Origin of the sequence: Bacillus sp. JJ722 (assembly GCF_036963345.1) — a bacterium.
Classification (GTDB): domain Bacteria; phylum Bacillota; class Bacilli; order Bacillales; family DSM-1321; genus Bacillus_AD.
The window spans coordinates 1-20266 of the sequence record NZ_JBALMO010000074.1; the positions used below are offsets into that span (position 1 = coordinate 1).

General features: G+C 35.7%; 21 protein-coding genes. 18 read left to right on the plus strand and 3 right to left on the minus strand.

Annotation, left to right across the window (positions count from 1 at the left end; all coding sequences use genetic code 11):
* Positions 1-35 precede the first annotated feature (35 nt).
* The 9 genes from V7014_RS10765 to V7014_RS10805 all read left to right on the plus strand — a co-directional run bounded on the left by V7014_RS10765 (position 36) and on the right by V7014_RS10805 (position 6281).
* Positions 36-1232 carry a DUF4062 domain-containing protein gene (locus tag V7014_RS10765; RefSeq protein ID WP_335506954.1) on the plus strand — a complete coding sequence of 399 codons (1197 nt, stop codon included), beginning with the start codon at positions 36-38 and terminating at the stop codon, positions 1230-1232.
* A complete protein-coding gene (locus V7014_RS10770) occupies positions 1225-1395 on the plus strand; it encodes a hypothetical protein (RefSeq protein ID WP_335506956.1) in 171 nt (56 codons plus the stop codon). The genes V7014_RS10765 and V7014_RS10770 overlap by 8 nt, the downstream gene beginning before the upstream one ends.
* Positions 1396-1530: 135 nt before the next feature.
* Positions 1531-2133, plus strand: coding sequence for a Holliday junction branch migration protein RuvA (gene ruvA, locus V7014_RS10775; RefSeq protein WP_335506958.1), 603 nt, complete (start codon positions 1531-1533; stop codon positions 2131-2133).
* Positions 2134-2145: 12 nt separating this feature from the next.
* A complete protein-coding gene (gene ruvB / locus V7014_RS10780; protein ID WP_335506960.1) occupies positions 2146-3147 on the plus strand; it encodes a Holliday junction branch migration DNA helicase RuvB in 1002 nt (333 codons plus the stop codon).
* Positions 3144-3350 (plus strand): DUF2905 domain-containing protein, encoded by a 207-nt coding sequence (locus tag V7014_RS10785; protein WP_335506962.1) that lies wholly within the window; start codon positions 3144-3146, stop codon positions 3348-3350. Before ruvB ends, V7014_RS10785 begins: the two co-directional genes overlap by 4 nt.
* A 57-nt stretch (positions 3351-3407) precedes the next feature.
* A complete protein-coding gene (queA, locus tag V7014_RS10790) occupies positions 3408-4436 on the plus strand; it encodes a tRNA preQ1(34) S-adenosylmethionine ribosyltransferase-isomerase QueA (protein WP_335507013.1) in 1029 nt (342 codons plus the stop codon).
* Between the two features lie 28 nt (positions 4437-4464).
* On the plus strand, positions 4465-5604 hold the full coding sequence (tgt, locus tag V7014_RS10795; protein ID WP_335506964.1) for a tRNA guanosine(34) transglycosylase Tgt: 1140 nt from the start codon (positions 4465-4467) through the stop codon (positions 5602-5604).
* Positions 5605-5640: 36 nt separating this feature from the next.
* Positions 5641-5916 (plus strand): preprotein translocase subunit YajC, encoded by a 276-nt coding sequence (gene yajC, locus V7014_RS10800; RefSeq protein WP_335506966.1) that lies wholly within the window; start codon positions 5641-5643, stop codon positions 5914-5916.
* A 173-nt stretch (positions 5917-6089) separates the two neighbouring features.
* Positions 6090-6281: a hypothetical protein gene (locus tag V7014_RS10805; RefSeq protein ID WP_335506968.1), complete on the plus strand. Its 192-nt coding sequence runs from the start codon at positions 6090-6092 to the stop codon at positions 6279-6281.
* A gap of 50 nt (positions 6282-6331) precedes the next feature.
* Here V7014_RS10805 and V7014_RS10810 read toward each other — a convergent pair whose 3' ends face one another.
* Entirely contained in the window at positions 6332-6718 is a 387-nt protein-coding gene (locus tag V7014_RS10810) for a TIGR04086 family membrane protein (protein WP_335506970.1), read from the minus strand.
* A gap of 151 nt (positions 6719-6869) precedes the next feature.
* Here V7014_RS10810 and V7014_RS10815 point away from each other — a divergent pair, with 151 nt between their 5' ends.
* Positions 6870-7523, plus strand: coding sequence for a DUF421 domain-containing protein (locus V7014_RS10815; protein ID WP_335507015.1), 654 nt, complete (start codon positions 6870-6872; stop codon positions 7521-7523).
* A gap of 156 nt (positions 7524-7679) precedes the next feature.
* Here the strand turns inward: V7014_RS10815 and spoVB are convergent, their stop codons facing one another.
* Complete coding sequence (gene spoVB / locus V7014_RS10820; protein WP_335506972.1) at positions 7680-9209, minus strand: stage V sporulation protein B; 1530 nt, start codon at positions 9207-9209, stop codon at positions 7680-7682.
* Between the two features lie 122 nt (positions 9210-9331).
* Here spoVB and V7014_RS10825 point away from each other — a divergent pair, with 122 nt between their 5' ends.
* The 7 genes from V7014_RS10825 to dtd all read left to right on the plus strand — a co-directional run bounded on the left by V7014_RS10825 (position 9332) and on the right by dtd (position 18505).
* Complete coding sequence (locus V7014_RS10825) at positions 9332-9628, plus strand: post-transcriptional regulator (RefSeq protein ID WP_335506974.1); 297 nt, start codon at positions 9332-9334, stop codon at positions 9626-9628.
* Between the two features lie 36 nt (positions 9629-9664).
* Positions 9665-9838: a hypothetical protein gene (locus V7014_RS10830; RefSeq protein ID WP_335506976.1), complete on the plus strand. Its 174-nt coding sequence runs from the start codon at positions 9665-9667 to the stop codon at positions 9836-9838.
* 357 nt (positions 9839-10195) lie between these two features.
* Complete coding sequence (gene secDF / locus V7014_RS10835; RefSeq protein ID WP_335506978.1) at positions 10196-12457, plus strand: protein translocase subunit SecDF; 2262 nt, start codon at positions 10196-10198, stop codon at positions 12455-12457.
* A 213-nt stretch (positions 12458-12670) separates the two neighbouring features.
* Entirely contained in the window at positions 12671-15034 is a 2364-nt protein-coding gene (recJ, locus tag V7014_RS10840; protein WP_335506982.1) for a single-stranded-DNA-specific exonuclease RecJ, read from the plus strand.
* Complete coding sequence (locus V7014_RS10845) at positions 15025-15537, plus strand: adenine phosphoribosyltransferase (protein WP_335506984.1); 513 nt, start codon at positions 15025-15027, stop codon at positions 15535-15537. Before recJ ends, V7014_RS10845 begins: the two co-directional genes overlap by 10 nt.
* 324 nt (positions 15538-15861) lie before the next feature.
* The gene (locus V7014_RS10850) at positions 15862-18057 is read left to right on the plus strand and encodes a RelA/SpoT family protein (RefSeq protein ID WP_335506985.1); all 2196 of its coding nucleotides are present in this window, start codon (positions 15862-15864) and stop codon (positions 18055-18057) included.
* A 10-nt stretch (positions 18058-18067) separates the two neighbouring features.
* Positions 18068-18505 (plus strand): D-aminoacyl-tRNA deacylase, encoded by a 438-nt coding sequence (dtd, locus tag V7014_RS10855; protein ID WP_335506987.1) that lies wholly within the window; start codon positions 18068-18070, stop codon positions 18503-18505.
* A gap of 49 nt (positions 18506-18554) precedes the next feature.
* Here the strand turns inward: dtd and V7014_RS10860 are convergent, their stop codons facing one another.
* Positions 18555-19829 carry an N-acetylmuramoyl-L-alanine amidase gene (locus V7014_RS10860; RefSeq protein WP_335506989.1) on the minus strand — a complete coding sequence of 425 codons (1275 nt, stop codon included), beginning with the start codon at positions 19827-19829 and terminating at the stop codon, positions 18555-18557.
* Between the two features lie 130 nt (positions 19830-19959).
* Here V7014_RS10860 and V7014_RS10865 point away from each other — a divergent pair, with 130 nt between their 5' ends.
* On the plus strand, positions 19960-20136 hold the full coding sequence (locus V7014_RS10865) for a hypothetical protein (RefSeq protein ID WP_335506992.1): 177 nt from the start codon (positions 19960-19962) through the stop codon (positions 20134-20136).
* The last annotated feature ends 130 nt before the right edge of the window (positions 20137-20266 follow it).

Genomic DNA, 20266 nt, shown 5'->3' on the forward strand with positions numbered 1-20266 from the left:
AAATAGTACATTAATTTAAAGGGGGATTACTATATTTGACTGTTAAAACAAATGATGCAGCAGCCACTCGTATTTTTATTAGCTCTACAGCACAAGTTAATTTAACACAATTCAGACAAAAAATTAGAGATGATTTAAACGAAGCTGGTCATATTGGTGTAATATTTGAACAAGACATTGGAAGTTATTCATCAAAACCGATGCAAGATTGCATAGATAAAGTAAAAGAATGCGATGTCTTTTTTCTTTATTTATCTAACAAGGCGGGGTCATTTCTTGTTGACGAACCTTACATGACTGCTACATATGCAGAATACTCTACAGCGCTTAATGAGGGGCTCATCATCATTCCTTTTGTTGAACAACATTTGCTAGATGCTTATAAAAGTCATTTGAAAGATCGCATCCATCATGCAATAAACGAATACAAACATGCATACCATCGTGATCCAGAAACATATGACATGGTTCAGGACATCTTAAACAATATTTTCCCAGGAGATTCCTTAGCAAACCAACTTAAGCTTTTAGATGCTGATCCTTTTATTTGGTCATTCATACATGATGTTTATAGTAATTCATGGACAAATAAATTCGTACTATCTGATTCTGCTTCAGTCAATGAATTTGCTAAAACATCTCTAAGTCAAATTTTGCGTATATCAAAAAAGTATTATCTTGAAAAAGACGTTATTGAAGAAATTTTATTGTCTCATCAGAACCATGTCGAATATATTGATAGAGCAGAAGCAATTGTAAGGTGTATAGAAAAAGGGAAATTAGATACAAGGCAGGTATTAGAAATACTAAAAAGTGACTTATGCGGTGGCGTTATTTATGAAAAAGTTAGAGGAGTCATTATGAATGCAGGTACTATTAGTGATTGTCATGCTGTCGTTTTGTATAAGTGTGGCGTTGACTACTTAGAACCAATTGAATTTGTGGGCAATGTAACGGCATCTAGATTTCTTATTTCTGACTCTTCATACGTATCAGACACTTATAAAAGCACTGATGACTCAGAGTTTTTCTTCTATGACGAGAACAAATATAAGCTTTATATGTTAAAGAAAATCGACGAATTAGTCTTGTCTGCTCAGTTTAACATGTCGAACAATTGGACAGAACGTCGTGTGAAATCATTTGAAACAGAAATTGCTTCTGCTATAATGAGTAATAACCAATCGTACGATTTTGGAATTAAAATACTGGGAGGGATGCTTAATGTCTAATAGTAAATCAGAATCATTTGTTTTCTCTACTCCCAAGTCTTTGTCGAGTGAAGCTAGAGCTCAGAAACGAAGAAACAGTTATGACTCAGCTGCCAATCTCATTAAAAGTTTAAACATTAAAGAAAAGTCGTCTAATTTTACTCAACTTGCTGTAAAAAGATAAAAAGAAGAGCCCGGGAAATGATTCCTATGCTCTTCTTTTCTTTTTAACACGAAGAAATTATATTGTTTGTTTTCATACCGTAATGTCACAGCCTATGTTAAAATGATTTACAGTAAATGATAGGAGAGAGCTAGTTTGTATGAATATATAAAAGGAACGGTTGAGTTCATAGCACCACAATATATTGTTATTGAAAATGGTGGGATCGGGTATCGTATTATGACGCCTAATCCTTTTGTTTTTTCTGTAAATGGTGAGCAACAATTGATTCATACATACCACTATGTGAGAGAAGACTTAGTAGCATTGTATGGATTTAGAACACGTGAAGAAAAGGCCCTTTTTGAGAAATTATTAAATGTTACAGGGATTGGCCCAAAAGGAGCTCTTGCCATTCTTGCTTCTGGGCAAGTGGAACAAGTTGTTCAAGCAATTGAAAATGAAGATGATAAATTTCTTGTTAAATTCCCAGGGGTGGGTAAGAAAACAGCCAGTCAAATGATACTTGATTTAAAAGGTAAGCTGGAGAATATTGTGCCGGATTACTTCCCGAACTTGTTCAATGATGGTGTAGTAGTAAATGCTTCGACAAACGATGATCTAGAAGAAGCGATGGAAGCTTTAAAAGCACTAGGCTACTCAGATAGAGAAATTACAAAAGTAAGTAAAGCATTGCAAAAAGAAAGCAAAACGACTGAAGAATATATTAAAATGGCATTACAATTGCTTTTAAAATAGGAGGTGGGAAGTATGGAAGAGCGAATTGTTCAGTCTGAAGCAGAATCAGAAGAACTTTCCTTTGAAACAAGCTTGCGTCCGCAACAATTACATCAGTATATTGGACAAAGCAAAGTAAAAGAGAATTTACAAGTTTTTATCGAAGCAGCAAGGATGAGACAAGAAACGCTTGATCATGTTCTTCTTTACGGTCCTCCAGGTTTAGGGAAAACAACGCTTGCGGCGATTATTGCAAATGAAATGGGTGTAAATATCCGTACAACTTCTGGGCCAGCTATTGAAAGACCCGGTGATTTAGCGGCAATTCTTACGGCGTTGGAGCCAGGTGATGTATTATTCATAGATGAGATTCATCGACTGCCAAGAACAGTTGAAGAAGTTTTATATCCTGCAATGGAAGATTATTGTTTAGATATTGTAATAGGAAAAGGTCCGCAAGCAAGAAGTGTACGTTTAGACTTACCTCCATTCACATTGGTAGGAGCAACAACACGAGCGGGTTCTCTTTCGGCTCCATTACGTGATCGTTTTGGTGTGTTAAGTCGCTTGGAATATTACACAGAAGAACAACTGAAAGACATTGTTGTTCGGACTGCACAAATATTACAAACCAATTTAGAGGATATTGCAGCTCTTGAAATTGCCCGAAGATCTAGGGGAACACCAAGGATTGCAAATCGTTTACTTCGTCGTGTTCGTGATTTTGCGCAAGTGAAAGGAACGGGCGATATAACAGTCGAACTAGCCCATTACTCATTGGAACTTATGCAAGTGGATCGATTAGGGTTAGATCATATTGATCATAAATTGTTAAAGGGCATTATTGAGAAATTTCGTGGTGGCCCAGTTGGTGTAGAAACTATTGCAGCAAGTATTGGGGAAGAATCAACAACAATTGAAGATGTATATGAGCCATATCTTTTACAAATAGGCTTCTTACAGCGAACCCCGCGAGGAAGAATAGCTACTGCTCAAGCATACGAGCACTTTGGCATAGAGGCACCTTCATTATGAGTTCATTACCTAAACTACTTATGATTATTGGTGGCGTTCTCCTTGTGCTTGGTTTTCTCATGCAATTTATTAAATTGGGAAAACTACCAGGTGACATTATTATCAAAAAAGAAAATGCAACTTTTTATTTTCCAATCGTAACATGTATACTTGTTAGTGTTATTTTATCGGCAATCTTTTTTATCATCGGTAAATTCCGATAAAACACCAAGAATTGGTCAAAAATAAAAACAGATAGATGAAAACAGGATGTGACGAAGTTGAAGGTCGATTTATTTGACTTCCATTTACCAGAGGAATTGATAGCACAAACACCTTTGAAAAATAGAGAAGCCAGTCGTTTAATGGTATTGAATAAAGAAACAGGAGAAACAACAGACGAAGTATTTAGTGATATTACTAAACATTTCAAACCTGGTGATTGCCTAGTATTAAACGATACGAAAGTTTTACCAGCTCGTCTTTTCGGAATGAAAGAAGACACGGGGGCAAAAGTGGAAATGCTTCTGTTGAAACAAGATGAAGAAGATGTATGGGAAGTACTTGTGAAACCTGCTAAGCGTGTTAAAGTAGGCACAACTGTTGTTTTTGGTGAGGGTGCTTTACGTGCTACATGTGTGGGTGAGCTAGAACAAGGTGGTCGTATTGTCAAGTTTGACTATGAGGGTGTATTTTACGAAGTATTAGATCAACTTGGTACGATGCCATTACCTCCGTATATTAAAGAGCAGTTGAATGAACAAGATCGATATCAAACAGTCTACGCGAAAGAACGTGGATCAGCAGCTGCACCAACTGCTGGATTGCATTTCACGGAAAGATTATTAGAAGAAGTACGCGCAATGGGTGTACATGTGACTTTTATCACGTTACACGTCGGGCTTGGTACATTCCGTCCTGTAAGTGTTGATGATATTGACGATCATGATATGCATGCAGAATATTATCACATGACAGAGGAAACTGCTCAGCTTCTTAATAAAGTGAAAGCAGAGGGTGGTCGTATTATCACAGTTGGAACTACATCTACTAGAACATTAGAAACCATTGCAAGTCGACATAATGGAGAGTTTAAAGCGGAAAGTGGCTGGACAAGTATTTTTATTTTCCCGGGATATGAGTTTAAGGCAATTGATGCGATGATCACAAACTTCCATTTACCAAAATCCACGTTAATGATGTTAATTAGTGCGTTAGCAGGACGTGAACACGTATTAGCAGCCTATAAGGAAGCGGTAGAGAAAGAATACCGATTCTTTAGCTTTGGCGATGCGATGTTTATTCTATGAGTAAGAGAAAAGAAGGGAAGAAACAAATTTGACAGCAATACGCTATGAATTGATAAAAACATGTAAACAAACTGGAGCGAGACTAGGAAGAGTGCATACACCACATGGTTCATTTGATACACCATGTTTTATGCCAGTGGGGACTTTAGCGACGGTTAAGACAATGTCACCTGAGGATTTAAAAGAATTAGGGGCAGGAATTATCTTAAGTAATACGTACCATTTATGGCTACGTCCAGGACATGACATTATTAAAGAAGCTGGTGGACTTCATAAATTCATGAACTGGGATCGTGCAATACTAACAGACTCAGGTGGTTTCCAAGTATTCAGTTTAAGTGATTTCCGAAGAATTGAAGAAGAAGGTGTTCATTTCCGCAATCACTTAAATGGAGATAAGTTATTTCTTTCTCCTGAGAAAGCGATGGAAATCCAAAACGCTTTAGGTTCAGATATTATGATGGCATTTGATGAATGTCCTCCATTTCCAGCAACTTTCGATTATATGAAAAAATCTGTGGAAAGAACCTCTCGTTGGGCTGAGCGCTGCTTGAAGGCACATGAACGACCAAATGATCAAGGTTTATTTGGTATTGTTCAAGGTGGAGAGTACGAAGAGTTGCGTAAGCAAAGTGCAAGAGATTTAGTATCTCTTGATTTTCCTGGTTATGCAATTGGTGGTCTGTCAGTTGGAGAGCCGAAAGATATCATGAACAGAATGCTAGAATATACAACGCCATTATTACCTAGTGATAAACCTAGATATTTAATGGGTGTAGGTTCGCCAGACTCATTAGTAGACGGTGCTTTACGTGGAATTGATATGTTTGATTGTGTTTTACCGACTAGAATTGCTCGAAATGGGACATTAATGACTAGTAATGGACGTCTAGTTGTGAAAAATGCAAAATATGCTCGTGATTTTGGGCCACTTGATGAGAATTGTAAATGTCATGTATGTCGAAATTACAGTAGAGCATATATACGCCACTTAATACGTTGTGACGAAACATTCGGAATTCGATTAACTACTTATCATAATCTTTATTTTCTGTTAAACTTAATGAAGCAAGTCCGACAAGCGATTATGGATGATCGACTTGGTGACTTCAAAGAAGAGTTTTTCGAACAATATGGTTTCAACAAGCCGAATGCGAAGAATTTCTAAATATTAAATAAACATTATATGAAAGGAGTGAATAGAATGGAAATGTTGGCAACAATCGGTCCTTTATTGTTAATGTTCGTATTGTTCTACTTCTTATTAATTCGTCCTCAACAAAAGAGACAAAAGGCAGTAGCAACGATGCAAAGTGAACTTCAAAAAGGTGATAAAATTGTAACAATCGGTGGCTTACACGGTTTTGTGGATGCAATCGATGAAAGCACAATCGTTATTAAATGTGGCGATGGTAGCCGTCTTACATATGACCGCGCAGCAATTCGTGATGTTTTAGAGAAGGCTAATACAACTGTTTAATATTAATTTTTAGTTAGAGGATGTCTTGTTAATTGCAGGACATCCTCTTCTTTGTTTAGAATAGGATCTTTTAGGGAATTGTTTGTTTAAGTAAGCTTATTTTTTTGTACATCCAAAAATGAAGAATAGGAGGAACGTATGAAAAAATACATGAAACACAGCCCAATGAAGAAGTGTATAACGACTGCGATGATATCTATTCTCCAATTGAAGAGTTACAAAAAATAGAAAATGGAGGAGCGTTTAAACGAAGCAGTGCTAACATAGAGGGGCAACCATTAGGAATTAAGATCATTGGTTATGTGATGATTGGGTTTATGGCGCTAATGTTTTTGATCGTAATCTTTTCAAATATATTCCTGTAGTAATAAATAAAACACTTAAAAAAACTGGTTTTTTTAAGTGTTTTTTTATTTTATTTAGTAGTGGAACCTCCGGATAGATTTACTCCCAAAATCCCACCCATCATACAGGTAATTATATAACATAGCGATTGAATCCATTCCCTCATTGTAAACATAGAATCATGACCGAGGTATTGAAACAATAATAGAATGAGTGTATACAATAGCCCTGTTCCTCCACCGAGCATCCAACCTTGTTTCTTGCCTTTTCCTCCAGAAATCACTCCTCCAATAAAAATCGAAATGAATGATAGGATTAATATCAAATAAGAAAGAGAAGATTCGGTTAAAGAAGTAAATCGTAATAAAAGTGAGAATAATAAGCTAAATATAACAGCAAATACAAAAATACTAATGGTGCCATATAGAATAGCAGACCCTAATTTTCTCGTTTCCATGGAATACTCCTTTCGTCAATATACAGACTTTAGTACAAGCATATGAGGGATGCATAATAATTAGAACATGGAGCAAAACTATAGTTTTAGTGAAGTAATTTATTTATCTAAAAAAGTAATTGATATCGATAGGAAAAAGGTGAAAGCTACAGTGGAATCTTTGTTATACATTAGTTTTCGGACATTTATCATGTTTTTTGTTTTACTGCTAATTTTTCGACTTATGGGAAAGCGGGAAGTGGGTGAATTAAGTGTTTTAGATTTAGTGGTATTCATGATGATTGCAGAAATGGCTGTTGTAGCTATTGTTGATCTAAAGATTACGATGATTGAGGCTGTTATCCCAATGTTGCTATTGCTAGGAATCCAAATATCTCTTGCTTATATTTCATTGAAAAGTAAAAGAATGCGCGATTTATTAGACGGAAAACCGACAATTATAATTCATAATGGCAAAATAGACGAAAAGGCTATGAAGAAAGAGCGTTATAATTTTGATGATTTATTGCAACAATTGCGGACTAGAGATATTTTTGATCTCGCAGAGGTTGAATTCGCCATTCTTGAACCTTCTGGAGAGCTAACTGTTATGAACAAATCCAAACTGAATGGAAGTAAGCAAGAAGGTTTTCCTTTACCGCTTATTTTAGATGGTGATATACAACCTCAACATTTGAAACAAATAAATAAAACGAGTGATTGGTTAATACAACAAGTCCATGACCAAGGTTATCGTTCAATAAATCGAATTTCTTTTTGTCTTTATTACAACGATAAATTTTACATAGATGAGAAGGGTAATTAACATATAAATCTCTTAGGCTCTTCAGCTCCAGCGCCCAGGTTCTATTAGATTTCCTGAGCCATCCTGTGATAGGAGCCAACATCGAATCAACAAATGTCTTCGTGCATTCGGAGAACTCTAGTTCATATGTAGTGAAATGGGGCATTTTCGCTATTTTTATTTCTTTTTAAAAGGAACTATGAGCATAAGTTCATTTCTGGAAATAACTTTAAATCCTAATGATAATGCGATAAAGCATGTACAAGTTACGAGAATAGCTATGTACAGAGAGGTAGGAACTGTTAAGATTTTATAGCATAAATGTCCAATCCATCCAGATATAAAGGTAACTACAACTGTTAGAGCATAGGTACGTATCTCTATTGAAAGGTTGATGACCTTAGAAATGGTGGCAAAATGTAAGAATGTAACGAGAACAATGCTAGCTGCGAAACCAATGGCAGTTCCCATAATACCGAATTGCGGTTGTGATGATAATACGAAGATGAAAGCTAATTTCACAATGGCGCCTATTAAACTGTTGTACATGGCAGCTTTTGCTAAATTTAATGCTTGTAATACTGCTTGTAACGGCATTTGATAGTAAGAAAAAATAAAAATGGGAGCTAAGTAGGTAATGTATATGGCTGCATTTGTTTTGCCATACATAAGATTCATGATAGGATCGGCAAAAACAAAGAGTATGACTATAGCTAAACATCCAGTTATAAACGTAATTCTCAATGCTTGATGGAGACGATGAGCGACTAGATTCATTTTGCCAACGGATTGAGCCTCGCTAACTGCTGGAACGAGTGATGTAGATAGAGCAAAAGTTATAAACGAAGGTAGCATGAGCAAAGGTAAGGCAAAGCCTGTTAGTTCACCGTACTGTTGTGTGGCTAAAGAGCTTGAAATGCCAGCGATAGCTAAACTTTGCGCAACAATAATTGGTTCCAAAAACCACGAAACATTACCGACAATTCTACTTCCTGTTGAAGGTAATGCGATACTGAACAATTGTGTTAACGTTTCTTTTCCACTCGAGACATACTTGAGGAAGTTTTTGCGTACACGGAAATGCTTTTTCAATTTGAATAAAGTAAGCAAGTATAGAAGTGATGCTAGCTCTCCAATTACGGATGCAAACATGGCAGCAGCTGCTGCATATTCAATACCATATGGTAGGAACATTTTTGTCATTGTAATAATAAGACCGATTCGCACAGCTTGTTCAAGAATTTGTGAAACGGCAGCTGGCTTCATGTTTTGTTTGCCTTGGAAGTACCCTCTTATAACAGCTGAAACAGCTACAATTGGTATGATTGGTGTTATAGCTATAAGTGGCCAGTATGTTCTAGGATCGGTAAATAGCGTCTTAGAAAGCCATGGTGCTAGCAGTAATAAGGCAGGTGTAAATAATAAAGAGAGACCAAGTGTAACACTAAGCGATACGACGAGAATTTTCTTTATTCGTTTTTCATCACCTACTGCATTTGCTTCAGCTACGAACTTAGCAATCGCAACAGGTAGTCCCAATTGGGTAAACGTAATAACTAGAAAAAGGGAAGGTAACGCCATCATATATAGCCCTACACCTTCTCCTCCTATTACTCTTGCTACGATAATACGGTTAATAAAGCCTAAAATTCTTGTGATAAATCCGGCAGCAAGAAGTATTAACGTTCCTTGAAAAAACTTTGACATTTATTATTACCTGCCTTCTCAAAATTGTTCGAATACTCTACAATAATCTATATGCAGCATAGTGGACAAAGCATGACAGTGATACAGTATATTCTTTTTAGATGAAGGAGAATTGATTAGCGATGGAGAGAAGCGATACTTTCGAACAATATCGTCATAAACTATTACCAGCACTGCATAGCAAACGGGAAGAATTTATACTGTTAGGTTATAAAGATGTGAAAGTAGAGCAATTATGGAATTATATGAAAGTGAAGAAATGGAAAAACGAAGAAAGTAGAATGCTTCATCAGCTTGTTAATGATATTCTTTCAGTGAGCGTTGGTGAATATATGCACTATGCTACAATGGAGGCATTTAAAGATTCGCAAAAGAATACGGATCGAGATATGGAATCTTACAAAGATTTATTTATGTAGAATGCTTAGCGGTTTGCTACAAATAGGGGAGTGAAAATGAGTACAAAAGATTTTCATTGTTGTGCGACGTGTATCCATTTTAAAGTAGAGAAAGCGAACCAGAAGATTACCTATTATTGTGCAAGACTGGGTTTTGAAACAAAAACACATTATAAATTCGATTGTTGGAATCCTCGAGAAAATATTAAGAAATTAATGAATAAGGCTTAAATATTTCTGGTTAACATAGCAATTGTACTACTGCTATGTTTTTCTTTGAGGGGTGTCTACCATTACATTTAAAAGGATTGGTGACAGTTTTTGTTTGAATAAATCAAAAATTGACACTGCTTCTAATTTAACTCATAATAATTATGGAGCTTTAAAGGATAGTTTTGGAATTCTTTCTGAATTATCTTTTACATACAATGTGTAATTGTAATATTTTGAAAATGTAAAATCTAGTTTTGTCTGTGCCCGATCTTTCAATAATGAAATTGTTTTTTGAATAAAGGAATATCATAAAATTCATTACTTTTTTTCATGCTGCAAGAACAGGCCTAAAAGTTGTAAGGAGGCTTTTACATAATGGTAAAAAGATCAAGAATCGTTGCGTTTCTTCTCATTGTTATTACGGTTTTTTCATTGATAGGAACGACATCATCAGGAATCGTAAAAGACATAAAGCTCGGTTTAGATCTTCAAGGTGGATTTGAAGTTCTATATCAAGTGAAAACGGAGGATGGCAGTGATGTCACCGAGGATGTCTTAAAAAATACAGTCAGTGCTTTAACGAAAAGGATTGACGTATTAGGGGTTAACGAGCCGATTATATCCATCGAAGGAAAAGATCGTATTCGTGTTCAGTTAGCTGGCGTTAAAGACCAAAATGAAGCGCGAGAAATTCTTTCGACATCAGCGAAGCTCTCCTTTAGAGATTATAACGACAATGAAATGATGACAGGTAAAGATCTTAAAGAAGGCGGCGCAAAGCAGTCATTCGATGAGCATAATCGACCTGTTGTAGAAGTTACATTAAAAGATGCAAAGAAATTTAAAGAGGTAACGGAGAAGATTTCTGCTATGCCTCCTCCAACAAACGTACTTGCTATTTGGTTAGACTTTGAAGAGGGAAAAGATTCTCTGCAAAAACCTGAAACGCAAGATAACTTAGTCTCTGCTCCTAGGGTGAGTGAAGTTTTTGATCAAAATACAGTATTAATTACTGGTGGTTTCACGGTTAAAGAAGCTCAAAATTTAGCAAATATGCTTAAAGCAGGAGCATTACCTGTAGATTTAGAAGAGATTTATTCAACATCCGTTGGAGCTAAATTTGGTGAAAAGGCATTGAATGAAACAGTTTTTGCTGGTTTGGTTGGTATTGCTGCAGTATTCTTATTCATGCTTTTCTTCTATCGATTCCCAGGTTTAATTGCAACGATTACATTATCAGCTTATATATATTTGATCTTGCTTGTATTCGATTGGATGAATGCAACGCTAACGCTTCCAGGTATAGCGGCATTGATACTAGGGGTTGGTATGGCAGTAGACTCCAACGTTATAACATATGAGCGTATTAAGGAAGAAATACGAATAGGTAGAAGTATTAGATCAGCCAATAAAAATGGTAATAAGACTTCATTTATTACAATTATCGATGCGAATTTAACGACGCTTTTAGCAGCAGGAGTTATGTTCTACTTTGGGGAAAGCTCTGTTAAAGGTTTCGCAACGATGTTAATTATCAGTATTATCATGGGGATCTTCACAAACGTATTTGTAACACGTCTATTATTAGCATTATGTGTTCAAAGTGGATTCCTTGATAAACGACCAGGATGGTTTGGTGTTAAGCAGAAGGATATTCACCCAATTCATAAGTCTGTGGACGTTCTATCGTTACCGACCAAATTTGATCGTATTGACTTTGTAAGTAAACGTAAAATTTTCTATACGATTTCTTCTTTGATTACAGTTATAGGGATTATTTTCTTAATTGTTTTCAAGTTGAATTTAAGTATTGACTTTACAAGTGGTACACGTCTAGAAATTACATCAGATAAACCATTTACAAATACAGAACAAGTCGAAGCTGATTTGCAACATTTGAAAATAGATGGTGAGGATCCTGTTTTATCGGGAGATAAGAATGAAGTGGCTGTCGTTCGTACACAAGACGTTCTTGATAAAGCTGAAATTCTTGAGGTAAAAGATTATTTTAAGGATAAATATGGTCATGAGCCAAATATTAGTGCGGTATCTCCAACGGTAGGTAAAGAACTAGCGAAGAATGCTTTAATCTCTGTATTAATTGCATCGCTTGGAATCATCCTCTATGTTTCAATTCGTTTTGAATGGAGAATGGGTTTACCGGCTGTTATTGCATTGCTACATGATGCATTCTTTATCATCACGTTATTCAGCGTTTTACGTTTAGAAGTAGATTTAAACTTTATTGCTGCGATTCTAACCATTATTGGTTACTCGATCAATGACACAATCGTTACATTTGACCGTATTCGTGAAAATATGAGGAAGAAACGTAAAATCAAAACGGTTCAAGAGCTTGAAGAAATCGTTAATATTAGTACACGTCAAACGATGGTTCGTACAATTAATACAATCATGACGGTACTTATTACGGTTGTTGCTCTTGTATTCTTTGGTAGTGAGTCTATCTTCACTTTCTCTATTGCATTATTTATCGGTTTAGTGTGTGGTGCATATTCTTCAGTATTCATCGCATCACAAATATGGCTAGACTTGAAAATTAAAGAATTGAAGAAAAAAGGCGTTTTAATCACTTATGTTGAGAAGAAAAAGAGAACAGATGAAGCGCAAGTATAGGTAAATGAAGAGGTTTTGAAAAGGTGGTACTTTTCAAAACCTCTTTTATCTCTGTAGAGAAATAATTACAATTAATGTGTAATTATTACTTTAAGAGCAGAGATTACGAATGAAAGAAAGTTGAAAAATTATTTATACAATCTATGGAAGCACTAAATCCATTGCAACCCATCAATCACTTCTGTATAATGATGAAGGTTGAGGGGTGATTTTATGTTACAGTCAAAAACTCGTTGGAATATTGAACAATCCGACTTGCTTACTGCAGAACAGTTGACTAAAGCATTACATATTACACCGTTAGTCGCGCAATTATTAGTGAACCGTGGCATTAATACTGTTGATGCTGCACGGTCATTTTTATTTTTAGAAAATCTAGAATTTCATGACCCATACTTGTTTAAAGATATGGATAAAGCTGTGCAACGAATTCAACGTGCTATTGCTGAAGGTGAGAATATATTGATTTTTGGTGACTATGATGCAGATGGGGTAAGTAGTACAACGGTTCTTATGGAGACGTTGACATCTCTAAATGCAAATGTAGACTTTTATATACCTAATCGATTCTCAGAGGGTTATGGGCCAAATGAAGGTGCATTCCGACTGGCAAAAGATAATGGAACTGATTTGATTATTTCTGTTGATACGGGTATTTCTGCTTTGGCTGAAGCGAAATTAGCGGGTGAATTAGGTATGGATTACATCATTACGGATCACCATGAGCCAGGGCCAGAATTACCAGAGGCATATGCCATTATTCATCCTAAACTAGAAGATAGCGTATACCCATGTAAAGACCTAGCAGGTGTGGGTGTAGCGTTTAAATTAGCACAAGCCTTATTGGGGGAAGTGCCGACATCTCTTCTAGAAATCGCAGCGATAGGAACAATTGCTGATTTAGTTCCGCTAAAAGATGAAAATCGGTTAATTGCTGCAAAAGGTATTCAACAAATGAAACAAACAAGGCGTCCAGGCTTGTTAGCGCTGTTTCAAAAAGCTGGAATCGAGATAAATACCTTAAATGAAGATAGTATTGGTTTTGGCATTGCACCAAGAATTAATGCGGCTGGTCGTTTGGGCGATGCAGATCCTGCTGTAGATTTATTACTTACAAAGGATGCTACATTTGCTTCTGCGATTGCTGAAGAGATTGACTCTTTAAACAAGGAAAGACAAACTATTGTTTCAGAAATTGCGAAGGACGCAATTAGGCAAGTGGAAGAGCGTTATCCAACAGACGAAAACAATGTTCTCATTGTTGGTGCAGAAGGTTGGAACGCTGGCGTTATCGGAATTGTTGCTTCTAAGTTAGTTGAAAAGTATTATCGTCCAACAATTGTGTTAAGTTATGATCGTGAAAAAGGGTTAGCAAAAGGGTCAGCCCGAAGTATTGCTGGCTTTGATTTGTATCATAATTTATCAAAATGTCGAGATATTTTACCACATTTTGGTGGTCATCCGATGGCTGCAGGAATGACATTGAAAATCGAAGATGTTGATGATTTAAGACAACGATTAAATACATTTGCTAACGAAGTATTAAATGTGGAAGATTTTATTCCAATTACGAAGATCGATGCTGCCATTACGCTGGAAGATGCTAACATTGAAACAATAGCTGAAATGGGTAAACTAGCTCCTTTTGGAATGGCTAATCCGAAGCCACGAATTTTGCTTCCAGATGTTAAACTTGCTTCACTTAAACGAATTGGAGCTGAAGGAAATCATTTGAAAGCTATGTTTAAGGATGGTCAAGCATCATTAGATGCTGTTGGCTTTGGAATGGGCGATTACTGTGATGAGATTACTCGTAATGCTACATTATCAGTCATTGGAGAATTATCCATTAATGAATGGAATAACATAAGGAAACCACAAATATTTTTACAAGATGTTGCAGTAGAGCATTGGCAATTATTTGATGTTCGTGGTAATAAGAATATAACGCAAATATTGAATGGCGTTCCTAATGCCGATACAAAGCTAGTGGTGTTTAATAACCATATTTTGCAACAAATATCGCCTGATGAACAGCGTGATATTGTGCTTATAGAGAGCGTTGAACAAGCTGTTTCAGAAGAGCTAACGAATTATAATGTGGTTCTAGTAGACATGCCGAAAGATGAAGAGATTTTGAATAATTTACTTGTGGGTAAACAACCTAAGCGGATTTATACACATTTCTTCCAAAGTCAACAGCATTTCTTCAGTACTTTGCCAACACGTGATCATTTCAAGTGGATGTATGCTTTAATTATAAAGAAAGGCTCATTTGATGTGAAACGTTATAGTGCTGATATCGCCAAGCATAAAGGTTGGTCGATTGATACAGTTGATTTCATCTGTCAGGTGTTTTTAGAATTAGGTTTTGTTACAATTGATAATGGATTTATCTCCATTGTTAAACAAGCTAAAAAGCGAGATGTGAGCGAAGCTCCATCTTATATAAAAAAACAGCAACAAATTAAATTGGAAAATGAGCTTCTTTATTCTTCATATGACCAACTATATAAAACGATGCAATGTTATCTTGAAGGGAAAGAACTCAAGGAGGAAACTAAGTCATGGATTTAAAGCAATTTATTACAATCGTACCTGATTGGCCAAAACCAGGTATCGTATTTAAAGACATTACAACTTTAATGGACAACGGTGATGCTTACCGCTATGCTACAGATCAAATCGTTCTATATGCAAAAGAACAACAAATCGATTTAGTAGTCGGACCGGAAGCGCGTGGATTCATTATTGGATGTCCTGTTGCTTATTCATTAGGAGTGGGTTTTGCACCAGTTCGTAAAGAAGGAAAACTACCTCGTGAAACGATTAAAGTTCAATATGGGCTTGAATACGGAAGCGATGTATTAACAATTCATAAAGATGCTATTAAACCTGGACAACGTGTTCTTATCACGGATGACTTATTGGCTACAGGTGGTACAATTGATGCTACAATTAAGCTTGTTGAAGAACTAGGTGGTATTGTTGCTGGAATTGCATTCTTAATTGAGCTGAAAGAGTTAGACGGACGTTCTAAGCTTGATGGCTATGATGTATTAACATTAATGGACTTCTAATAACATCATAAAACTTACTATAGAATAAAAGCCTTGTCGTAATAGACAAGGTTTTTTATTTCATATTGGAAATGTTTAATTTTAGGAAAAGTGAAAATAATGGTATATAACTTTATTGTTTGTTTTTTAGTAATGAAAGCATTTGCATTAGAGGAATAATGGAAAAATGAAGGATTAACCACTTTACATTCTTTCATTTTTTCTCGATAATAGAAATAATACATTAAAATATTATAAGTATTTTTTTATATAGAATTCGGGATAAGTTTATAGCGGCTAACGGTAATTGACCGAGCATTTCTACTATACATTTAAGGTGGTTTCATGGCGAACGAACAAATAGTAACTTCAAAACAAGTGATTGAACGAACAAAAGGGTATTTGCAGCCGGAGGATGTTGCAATAGTTGAGAAAGCATTCTTATTTGCTGAGGATGCTCATAAAGAACAATATAGAAAATCAGGAGAACCATATATTATTCATCCTATTCAAGTAGCAGGTATATTAGCTGATCTTGAACTAGATGCTTCGACGGTTGCAGCTGGTTTTCTCCATGATGTTGTCGAAGATACAGATGTAACATTGGAGGATATTGAAAACAACTTTAATCAAGAAGTTGCTATGCTTGTAGATGGAGTTACAAAGCTAGGTAAAATTAAATATAAATCACATGAGGAACAACAAGCAGAAAATCACCGCAAAATGTTTGTGGCGATGGCTCAAGACATACGAGTTATATTAATTAAGTTAGCAGACCGTCTTCATAATATGCGTACACTAAAGCATTTACCATTTGAAAAGCAACGTAGAATTTCGAATGAAACGTTAGAGATCTTTGCTCCTCTTGCACACCGCCTTGGTATATCAACCATTAAGTGGGAATTAGAAGACATTGCTCTACGTTATTTAAACCCACAGCAATATTATCGTATTGTAAACTTAATGAAGAAGAAGCGCAATGAGCGCGAAGAATATTTAGAAGAAGTTGTGGATGAAGTAAGAGATCGATTAGAAGAAGTTCAAATCAAAGCAGAAATCTATGGACGTCCAAAGCATATCTATAGTATTTATCGAAAAATGGCTATGCAAAACAAGCAGTTTAGTGAAATTTATGATTTATTGGCTGTTCGAATTCAAGTAAATAGTATTAAAGATTGTTATGCTGTTCTTGGTATTATTCATACTTGTTGGAAGCCGATGCCTGGTAGATTCAAAGATTATATTGCCATGCCTAAGCCTAATATGTACCAGTCGTTGCATACTACTGTGATTGGACCGAAAGGTGATCCTCTTGAGGTGCAAATTCGTACGTTTGACATGCATCGAATTGCTGAATATGGTATTGCGGCACACTGGGCTTATAAAGAAGGTAAAGAAGTGAAGGCTCAAGAGCCGTTAGAAGAGAAATTAACATGGTTTAGAGAAATCCTTGAATTCCAAGATGATGCAACGAATGCACAAGAATTCATGGAGTCTTTAAAAATTGATTTATTCTCAGACATGGTGTTTATTTTCACGCCAAAAGGCGATGTGATCGAGCTTCCTTCTGGTTCGATTCCAATTGATTTTGCATACCGTATTCACTCGGAAATTGGTAACAAAACAATTGGAGCGAAAGTGAACGGTAAAATGGTTCCGCTTGATTACAAGTTGAAAACCGGCGATATTATTGAAATTCTTACTTCAAAACATTCATATGGACCAAGTCAAGATTGGCTGAAAATTACACAAACATCACAAGCGAAAAATAAAATACGTGCGTATTTTAAAAAGCAACGACGTGAAGAAAATGTTGAAAAAGGTCGGGAATTAGTAGAAAAAGAAATTAAAAATATGGGCTTCGAATTGAAAGAAGTTCTTACAGCTGAAAATATTAAGAGAATAGCGGAAAAGTACAACTTTACAAACAATGATGATATGTATGCGGCTGTTGGCTACAATGGTATTACAGCTCTGCAAATCGCCAATCGTTTAACAGAGAAATGGCGTAAAAAGAAAGAGCAAGAACAGTTAACAACAATTACAGAAGCAACATCAACGTTGAAGACGTTTTCTTCGCCAAGAAAACGCGAATCAGGTGTTCGAGTTAAAGGAATAGATAATTTATTAATTCGCTTATCAAGATGTTGTAATCCAGTACCAGGCGATGATATTGTTGGCTTTATTACAAAGGGGCGAGGTGTTTCTGTACATCGTAGTGATTGTCCTAATATCGTTGGTGAAGATGTAGAAGCTCGCTTAATCCCAGTTGAATGGGAGACAAATTATTGCGATACGAAAGAATATAATGTTGATATCGAAATAAACGGATACGACCGCCGAGGTTTATTAAACGAAGTACTTCAGGTTGTAACGGAAACGAAAACAAATATATCTGCCGTATCAGGTAAAACAGATCGCAATAGATTGGCGCTTATTAATATGTCACTTTCCATTCAAAATGTGAGTCATTTACAAAAAGTAGTTGATCGTATTAAACAAATACCTGATGTTTATGCAGTTAGAAGGATCTTGAATTAAGGAGTACGACATGAAGATAGTGTTGCAACGATCTAAAGAAGCAAGTGTAACAGTTGATGGTGAAACGGTTGGAACAATAGATAAAGGTCTCGTGTTGCTTGTCGGTGTAACGCATGAAGACACAAAAGAAGCAGTGGAATTCTTGGCTGATAAAATTGTAAATCTCCGTATTTTTGAAGATGCAGAAGGTAAGATGAATCACTCATTATTAGATGTTGGAGGAGACATTTTATCTGTATCTCAGTTCACATTATACGGCGACTGCCAAAAAGGCCGAAGACCAAACTTTATGGCAGCGGCAAGACCTGAACACGCAACGGAAATGTATAATCTTTTTAATGAAATGCTGAAGCAAAAAGGCGTTAAAGTGGAAACAGGCGTATTTGGAGCAATGATGGATGTTCAGCTTGTGAACGATGGCCCTGTAACACTTATACTTGAGAAATAATAAAAGACCCGCTTTAAGGAGTGGGTCTTTTATTATGCACATAAGGAAATCATTTTCCGCCAGAAAAGTAATTTCCTAATCCATCATAAATCGCAGTTGCAATATCTTGTTGATAATCATATGATGTAACGATTTCTTCTTCCTCTCTATTGCTTAGATAGCCTAATTCTAGTAAAACAGATGGCTGGCTATTATGTCGTAGAACATGATAATCACCAAATCGTTCTTCTCTAATAGTTAGGTTACTTTTGTCTTGTAGGCTATAATGGATTGCACGAGCAAGCGGTTTTTGAGAGCTGTGATAGTAATATGGAGTTACACCTCTTAGATCACTTTGTTCTGCACTATCATAATGAATGCTAATAAATGCATCAGGCTCGAGCATATTAGAATATTTCACTCTTGATGACAGTGTTTCATATTCGTCCTCATCTCTTGTAAGAAAAACATTTGCTCCAGAAGTTACTAACAGTCTTTGAAGAAGCTGTGCTGTATGTAATGTTAAGTTCTTCTCTAGTGTTTGATTTGCTCCTATCGTTCCGCTATCATTTCCTCCATGTCCAGGATCAATGACGATGGTCTTGTTTGTAAAATCATGCTGTTTACCTACCATTTTGATTTGTGGTGTATTTTCTGAAGCTTGAACAAGCCATCCAGATACATATGCTTTTTTACCCCATGACAACTTTACTTCATATGTATTTTTCTTTACTGCGGTTACTGTCAATTCATCGCCTTTTGAAGCAGTTTTTACAATGTCACTATACGGAGAAGTTGATTTTCGTAATGGTACGTCATCGTATAATACAGTCACTTTCATATCTTTAGTTGAATTAATGGTTTCTTTTGTGTAACTTCGTGTAAACCATTTTGGTACCCAGCCTTTTTTATCGTTCGATAATTGAATTTGGAGCCAATTATTTTTCTCTTTAATGATTTTATAATCATTATTTTTTTTCACAGTGGCTATTTTTTTACCTTCAAATGATGGTTGACTGTATACTTCGATTGATGAAGCCGTAATGGTTGCGAACGGAGGCTTTAAGCCTTTTTTTTCTTCATTTAGGGTTACAACCCAATCAGCAACCCATGCGTTTTTTTTCTTTGATAGCTGAATTTTAATCCAATCTTCTTCTCGCTTTAGAACAGTAAATGTTTCATCTTTTTGTAATTGATCAACAATCTCGTATTCAGTGCCTGGACCGCTTCTTGCATTGACACTTGGTTCCTTCACTGTAACGGTCTCGCCTTTAGCATAACTACTATTACTAGAAGCAAAGATGAGAAGAGTGGTCATAATAATTAGGCTAAATTTAACTTTCAATGTAAATGCACCTCTAAATTTTCTTAACTATTTTTTACTGAATAAATTTCCAATTCTCCTATGATAATATTTCCGTAAAAAAGGACAGGATAAGTAATGACTACTGCAGGATTATTTAGGAGGAAAAGAAATGAAATATAATGAAAAGAACAGCTTGAGTCATTCTGGGTCGAATCAATTATTTGGTGTTGATTTTCACGACTTTATCCAAAAAGAACAAAATAATAATATGGTTGAACTTGCAAGTGAGTTTGGTTTACATGTGAGAGATGTGAAAAAACTAAAAAAATACCTTGGTCGTTCATAGGTATTATACCGTTATTTATTAAGTAAAAAAACGATAAAATGACCATATAACGAAACAGGAACAATAAAGTTTTGTGAGCAAATTATAAAAGTCTTTACGTTTTATGAATATTTCGGGTAAATTCTTGACA